Source organism: Phaeobacter sp. B1627 (assembly GCF_006265095.1).
In the GTDB taxonomy this organism is placed as follows: Bacteria; Pseudomonadota; Alphaproteobacteria; order Rhodobacterales; family Rhodobacteraceae; genus Epibacterium.
This window is the reverse complement of sequence record NZ_VCNK01000069.1, coordinates 1-6525: the sequence shown is the minus strand read 5'-3', so window position 1 is coordinate 6525 and position 6525 is coordinate 1. Positions and strand designations below refer to the sequence as shown.

Genomic DNA, 6525 nt, shown 5'->3' with positions numbered 1-6525 from the left:
TTGGGTCATGATGTCCGTCTGATCCCACCCATGTATGTCAAACCATATGTCAAACGCGGAAAGTCTGATGCGATTGATGCCGCGGCCATTTGTGAAGCGGTGACCCGTCCGACGATGCGGTTTGTTGCGGTCAAGACGGTTGAACAACAAGCACTGCTGTCGCTCCATCGCGCCCGTGATCTACTTGTCCGCCAACGCACCCAGCTGATCAACGGCTTGCGAGGCATGGTTGCCGAGTGTGGCATTTACATCGCGAGGGGGCTCGCAAGGGTCATTGGATTTGCAGAGGATATTCTCGCAGGTGAAGTGATGGATCTGCCCGAGATTGCCAATGAGGTGATCCACAACATGTGCGAACATCTCACGGCACTGCATGCACGCATCCGATGGTATGAGGATCGTGTGAATCAGGTTGCCAAGGAGGACGCGCGGGTGCGGCTGCTGCGCACCATACCAGGCGTCGGTGCTGTGACGGCCTCAGCAATCATCGCCAGCATTGGGGATGGCCGTCAAGAAAGGGAGGCGCGGTCGTCTGATCGGTCGCACCAAGGGCGGCATGAACACCAAACTGCACGCCGTCTGCGACAGCCAGGGGCGACCAATCGACCTGTTCGTCACGGCCGGACAGGTGAGCGACTATATCGGCGGGCAGGCGATGCTGAGCGGCCTGCCCAAAGTCAAATGGCTTCTCGGCGATCGCGGCTATGACGCCGATTGGTTCAGAGAAGCGCTGTAGACAAGGGGATACACGCCTGCACCCCAGGCCGGAAAAACCGAAAGACACCTGTCAAATACGACAAACGGCGATACAAGCGGCGCAACCGTATCGAGATCATGTTCGGAAGACTCAAGGATTGGAGACGCGTCGCGACCCGCTACGACCGATGCGCTAAGGTCTTCCTTTCGGCAATCGCACTCGCAGCTGTTGTCATATATTGGCTATGAATCCTGACCCTAGGAACTCTGTGACGTCTTTCGCAAACTGCTCGGCGTGCTGGAACAAGAACGCATGGCCGGCATCGGGATAGATCGCAAGTTGCGCATTGGGGATCGTGCGCACAAGCGCAACGGAGTTCTCGACCGCGAAGGCCCGGTCTTGATCGCCATTGGCCACCAAAACGGGGACGCTGATCGAGCCCAGCTTTTTGAACGCGCCATCCTCGCCAAAGAAAAACGTCCGTGTCGCTGCACCTTGCGCCGCAATGGTTTGCATGGTTGTTTTTGATGCCGCTCCGTTGGCCGCATCGCCCCCGCCAATGCGCTCAAGCGACGCCATGCCGGCAGCGCGGCTGGTGTCAGTGTCGGCATAAAACAGAAATTGCATATCCGCAGGGGTGTTTTGTTCTTTTGTCGCGGTGCCCAACCACTCATTCGAAACTGGAACCGTCCCTTCAATGGCAAAGCTTGGTGTGGTTCCGGCGAGAATAACGCCGCCGATTTCATCACCGTATTTGGCGGCAAGGATCTGTGCCGTCATGCCGCCCATAGACCAACCAAGCACATTTGGTTTGTCCAGCCCAATGGTCTTTGCCAATCCCATCGCGATGTCTGCGGCCCCTTCGAGCGTTTCGGGCACAGTGCCGCCACTTTGAGCAACACCGGCGCTGTCAAAAGTGATGACTTGGTGGTGACGGGCCAAAGCACCAATGAGCGCAGGGTCCCAATCATCCATGGATGCTCGAAACCGGTTGAGCATCAATAGCGGCCGTCCTGTGCCCGTGCTGCGCCAAGCAATCTGGTGTCCGTTTACGTCTGTGAAGTTGCTGCTATTCGCGTGGTCTGTATCGAGTGCCATTTCAGTTTTCCTAATTTGTGTTGAGTTCAACTGCGATGGCGGTTGCTTCGCCGCCGCCAATGCAAAGGGCGGCGACACCGCGCCTCAGGCCGCGCTTCGCCAGCGCGTGGCACAGGGTGACGACAAGCCGCGCACCTGTGGCTCCAATGGGATGGCCAAGCGCGCAAGCGCCCCCGTTGACGTTGAGTTTGTCGCGGGGAATGCCAATGTCTTTTGCTGCTGCCATTGCGACGACGGCGAAGGCTTCGTTGATTTCCCAAAGGTCGACATCATCCGCTTGCCAACCCGCACGCTCAAGCAACTGCTTGATCGCGGGAATTGGGGCGGTGGTGTACCATGCGGGGGCTTGGGCGTGGGATGCCTGCGCCGTGATTGTCGCCAGAACGGGCAACCCTTCAGCCCGAGCAACCGATGACCGCGTGAGGACCACCGCAGCCGCCCCATCTGCATTTGCAGATGCGCTTGCCGCCGTGATCGTGCCATCTGTCTGAAATGCGGGGCGCAGGTTCGGAATCTTGTCAGGATCCACCATGCCTGGCTTTTCATCCTGCGAAATGACCACTTCGCCATTGCGCGTTGGCACTTTCAATGCGACGATCTCATCATCAAAGGCACCTGATACTTGCGCCGCCTGCGCCCGTTTTAAGGTCTCAATCGCAAAGGCGTCCTGTTCGGCGCGGGTTAAGCCGTATTTTTCCACCGCTGCCTCACCGAAGGATCCCATCGGACGTCCGGCTTCATAGGCGTCCTCAAGACCATCGTGCATCATGTGATCTAACACCGCGCCCACGCCTGCCTTGCGCCCGCTGCGCATTTCTGAAAGCAAAAATGGTGCATTCGACATGGATTCCATTCCGCCAGCCACAACCACATCAGCCCTGTTCAGTGTCAACAGATCACACCCCATCATGATCGCCTTCATTCCCGATCCGCAGACCTTGTTGATGGTCGTTGCCCCGACGTGATCTGGCAGCGCTGCGCCTCTTGCCGCCTGTCTGGCAGGCGCTTGGCCCTGACCTGCGCCAAGCACGCAACCCATCAAGACCTCGCTAACCTGTTCGGGTGCGAAGCCCGCTGTTTCAACCGCAGAGCGGATAGCGGCGGAACCCAGCTCGGCCGCTTTCAGTGATCTGGCTCCGCCTAGAAACGCCCCTAATGGCGTGCGTTTTGCGGCGCAGATGACGATGGGATCAACCGCGGCGCTCATCCTTGACGCTCCGCTTTGGGCGACGGAATAGCTGATCTCAAAAAGCAGGTACTTGTTCCCGTCGCAAGGATGCGACCTGATTGATCCTCGACACGCGCTTTGGCCAAGGCGGTCTGTCGTGTGCGATCAATGACCGTGCCGATGGCGCGGACTTGTCCTGTTTTTACGGTGATGGGGCGCAGGAACTTCACCTCGGTTCCGAGCGAAACGTACATCTCGCCCGCGTCTAGAATGGTCTGCACCGCACAGCCCATCGCGCTGTCCAACAGAGCCATCGTCCAGCCGCCATGTATGAGCCCCATAGGATTCAGGTACGCGTTAGAAGGGTTTCCACGAAATTCTGCTCGGCCTTTGTCGGCTACTTCAATCCACTGCTGCAAGGTTTGCGCCATCGGTGGGGCTGGCAAAGCCCCGGTCGGGATCGCGCGAATAGCCTCAAGCCCCGAGAGCCCGATTACCTGCTCGGGGCGGGAGATACCAAAGGGGACGTCGGGCATTACACTCGGAGCAAATATCGGATCGGCATTTTTGGCATCGTGCATGGTATGGTCCTTGGTTGGGATGTTCTCTTAGATTTAGATCGTAATTTAAAAGAGTCAACGATAGAGTTCGATTGAAATCTAAATGACAGTAAGTTAGATGTCGCGCGATATCTAAGCCACCACCCCTGTGGCCTGATCCGGTGGAAGGGAACGGTTGCGTTTGCGGAAAGGAATAAGCCAATGAGAGTGAGCCGAGAGACTGCACGGAAAAACCGGCAAAACGTCGTGCGCACAGCCGCAGAACAGTTTCGCACCCATGGCTATGATGGCATCGGCATCGCCAGCTTGATGAAGGCAGCTGGGATGACTCAAGGCGGTTTCTATAAACAGTTCGAGAACAAGGAAGCGCTTGAATGTGAGGCAACCGAATTGGCGCTAAACGACAATTTCGAGCTTTGGGCCAAGACGATTGAGGAGAAAAGCGATCCTGTGGCGGCACTCAAGGCGTGGTATTTGTCAGCACAACACCTGTCGACGGTCAGCCGTGGCTGCGCCTATGCTACGTTGGCCGCCGAAGCGACCCGCCAACGCCCGGCCTTGCAAGCCCGGTTCAGTCGGGCCGTCACCCAGCAAGTCGAGCACCTCGCTGAAGCGATTGGTGAGAGCCCCGAAAGCCGGACAGAGGCAATTCAGGCAATGTCTCAAATGATCGGCGCCTTGATCTTGGCCCGCGCGGTCGATGACGAAGACCTGCAACATGAAATCCTGACGGCGTGCCAAAAACCTTGTGCGCCAAAACCTTAGGGCGCGCGAACCGGAGCACGGCGCGCCGAAACTGCTTTTAGACTTGGAGATTGAAACATGCATATCGGACTCATCGGCGGCCTCGGGCCAGCTGCTACGATATCCTACTACACTCGGTTGATTGCAGCATTCAAAAAGGCAGAATTGCCGCTTTCACTGACGATTGAACATGCTGATATGAACGCTTTGCTGCAGCGAGCAGCCGAAGATCAGCGGGCAGTGCAGGCAGAGGTCTTTGCGACGCACCTTGATCGCCTCGCTGGCGTAGGCAGTGATATCGCATTGATCACCGCCATCACCGGACATTTCTGCTTTGAGGAAACGCGGGCCATATCCCCCATGGCGCTGATGGATGGCACGGGCATCATCGAGACATATTGCCACGACAACGGGATTAAGACACTCGGCATATTGGGGAGTAGAACCACCCTCGAAACCAATCTCTTTGGCCTATTGAAAACCGTTGAGGTTGTCGTGCCAGAAGATCGGTTTGAGAGTGTTTGGGCCGCTTACATGAAAATGGCGGAAACTGGCATTTGCAGTGAGGAACAACGCATGTTGTTTTTCGAAGCGGGGCAGGCAATGATCGACGACCAACAGGCGGACGCTGTGTTGCTTGCGGGAACGGACCTAGGATTGGCATTCGACAATCAAACGCCTGGATTTAGGGTCATCGACGTCATCGAGCTTCACGTCAATGCGCTGGTCTCAATGGTCGCAGCGGCTGGATTGAATTGAAGACACCGCTGGGCGGGTCACCCATTCATGCGCCGCTGCTGTGATGCGCTGCGCCAATACCCGATTGGAGGAGTTCTGTCCGACCAGCTTGGTCGGCCGCAAGCGACAGATTTTGCAGGGACTCTTCTGGGTACGCGAGACCGTCTTGCATGGCAGCAAGGCGCGCAAGGACCGCGTTGCGACGCGCGTCGAGGTCGGCTCTGAGGCGTTCGATATGCGCGAGTTTTTCGTGCATTTTCGCAATGCCGCCCTCACATGGACCGGAGCCATCATCCGACAGACACGCACTCATGGCGCGGATTTCGCGGGTAGAAAATCCGGTCGCAACAAAGTCGCGGATACGCCCTGCGCGCCGCATATCCGCAGCGCTGTAGTGACGATATCCATTGGGCGCGCGCGCAACCGACATCAGGCCCTGTTTTTCATAATGGCGCAACATGCGCTGAGTGATCCCCAATCGCTCGGATGCTTCCTTGGCATGCATTGTTCGTCCTTTCTTCTAGCCCTGACACATATGTATGGGTCGACGTTACATGTTCAAGCGCAGGCCGGGACATGCGTTTCACCCCGCGACCCATGATTGACTTCAGCTTGCCCCTCAGCTGCGCAGGGACCAACCGCCGTCGACAGTTAGAACTTGGCCCGTCAACCATGCGTTGTCGGAGCTGCCCAAACGCAATATCCAAGGTACGATATCGCTGGTCACCCCGCGACGCCCCAGCGGCACCTGAGCGGCCTCTTGGGCTTCGATCTGTTGGGCCATTTCGTCTGGCAGCCCCATCATGCCAGTCAGCGCACCACTTTTGACCGGACCGGGTGCAATCGCATTGACCCGAATACCATCGCCTGCCAACTCCATCGCCCATGACTTGGTCAAATGCTCCAGCGCGGACTTGGTTGCGGCGTAGTGTGCAACCATCGGAACCGCGTTTTGGGCGGCGGCTGTGCCGATATTCACAATAGCGCCTTTGCTTTCGCTCAGGGCGGCGTGACCGGCCTGCACCAACAAGGAGGGCGCGACGATGTTCACGGCCGACATATTGGCAATGGTTTGCGCATCATATGCCGCCATGGGCAACGGCTGACCTGCACCTGAATTGTTGACTATCAAATCTAAGCGCCCCCACTGGTCGGTCGCCGCCTCAACAATCCGCTTCGCGCTCTCGTGATCCGCACTGTCGGCTTGCAGAACGGCTATGGTATCGTAGTTGCTCGCAGTCTCGGCCAACCTGTCGGCATTTCGCCCCGATATAAGAACTTTCGCGCCAAGCGCTGCAAGCTCTAGCGCGGTTGCCTTGCCAATACCGGAGCTGCCACCGGTCACAATTGCGACCTTGTTTTGCCAAGTGAGATTTTTTGTCATGTCGTGATTTCCTGTCTGCAAATTCGTCAACATCGTGGATGACCAGACAGGTTTAGCCCCCTGACACTAGTGTCAGGGTCAAGCGCTTTAATGATGTTCTCTACACTTTTATGCCCTCTTCAGGTCTGATGATGTA

7 protein-coding genes and 2 pseudogenes are annotated in these 6525 nt (G+C 57.2%); 4 read left to right on the top strand and 5 right to left on the bottom strand.

Annotation, left to right across the window (positions count from 1 at the left end; all coding sequences use genetic code 11):
* Both FGE21_RS19450 and FGE21_RS19445 read left to right on the top strand, forming a co-directional pair.
* A pseudogene (locus tag FGE21_RS19450) lies at nt 1-528 on the top strand (IS110 family transposase); the annotation flags it as partial.
* A pseudogene (locus FGE21_RS19445) lies at nt 494-945 on the top strand (IS5 family transposase); the annotation flags it as partial. The pseudogenes FGE21_RS19450 and FGE21_RS19445, both read left to right, overlap by 35 nt.
* Here FGE21_RS19445 and FGE21_RS19440 read toward each other — a convergent pair.
* The 3 genes from FGE21_RS19440 to FGE21_RS19430 are packed head-to-tail and all read right to left on the bottom strand — an operon-like array spanning nt 929 to nt 3544.
* A complete protein-coding gene (locus FGE21_RS19440) occupies nt 929-1795 on the bottom strand; it encodes an alpha/beta fold hydrolase (protein WP_139665056.1) in 867 nt (288 codons plus the stop codon). The pseudogene FGE21_RS19445 and the gene FGE21_RS19440 sit on opposite strands and share 17 nt — an antisense overlap.
* A gap of 10 nt (nt 1796-1805) precedes the next feature.
* Nucleotides 1806-3002, bottom strand: coding sequence for an acetyl-CoA C-acyltransferase (locus FGE21_RS19435; RefSeq protein ID WP_139665055.1), 1197 nt, complete (start codon nt 3000-3002; stop codon nt 1806-1808).
* Nucleotides 2999-3544 carry a PaaI family thioesterase gene (locus FGE21_RS19430; RefSeq protein ID WP_218062804.1) on the bottom strand — a complete coding sequence of 182 codons (546 nt, stop codon included), beginning with the start codon at nt 3542-3544 and terminating at the stop codon, nt 2999-3001. The genes FGE21_RS19435 and FGE21_RS19430 overlap by 4 nt, the downstream gene beginning before the upstream one ends.
* Nucleotides 3545-3724: 180 nt before the next feature.
* On the opposite strand from FGE21_RS19430, the gene FGE21_RS19425 reads away from it, so the two are divergent.
* Both FGE21_RS19425 and FGE21_RS19420 read left to right on the top strand, forming a co-directional pair.
* Nucleotides 3725-4288, top strand: a complete 564-nt coding sequence (locus FGE21_RS19425; protein WP_139665054.1) for a TetR/AcrR family transcriptional regulator — start codon at nt 3725-3727, stop codon at nt 4286-4288.
* Between the two features lie 57 nt (nt 4289-4345).
* Nucleotides 4346-5026 (top strand): aspartate/glutamate racemase family protein, encoded by a 681-nt coding sequence (locus tag FGE21_RS19420; protein ID WP_139665053.1) that lies wholly within the window; start codon nt 4346-4348, stop codon nt 5024-5026.
* 25 nt (nt 5027-5051) lie between these two features.
* On the opposite strand, the gene FGE21_RS19415 is transcribed toward FGE21_RS19420, so the two are convergent.
* Both FGE21_RS19415 and FGE21_RS19410 read right to left on the bottom strand, forming a co-directional pair.
* Entirely contained in the window at nt 5052-5510 is a 459-nt protein-coding gene (locus tag FGE21_RS19415) for a MerR family transcriptional regulator (protein ID WP_139665052.1), read from the bottom strand.
* Nucleotides 5511-5624: 114 nt separating this feature from the next.
* Nucleotides 5625-6422, bottom strand: a complete 798-nt coding sequence (locus FGE21_RS19410; protein ID WP_218062803.1) for an SDR family NAD(P)-dependent oxidoreductase — start codon at nt 6420-6422, stop codon at nt 5625-5627.
* Nucleotides 6423-6525 lie beyond the last annotated feature (103 nt).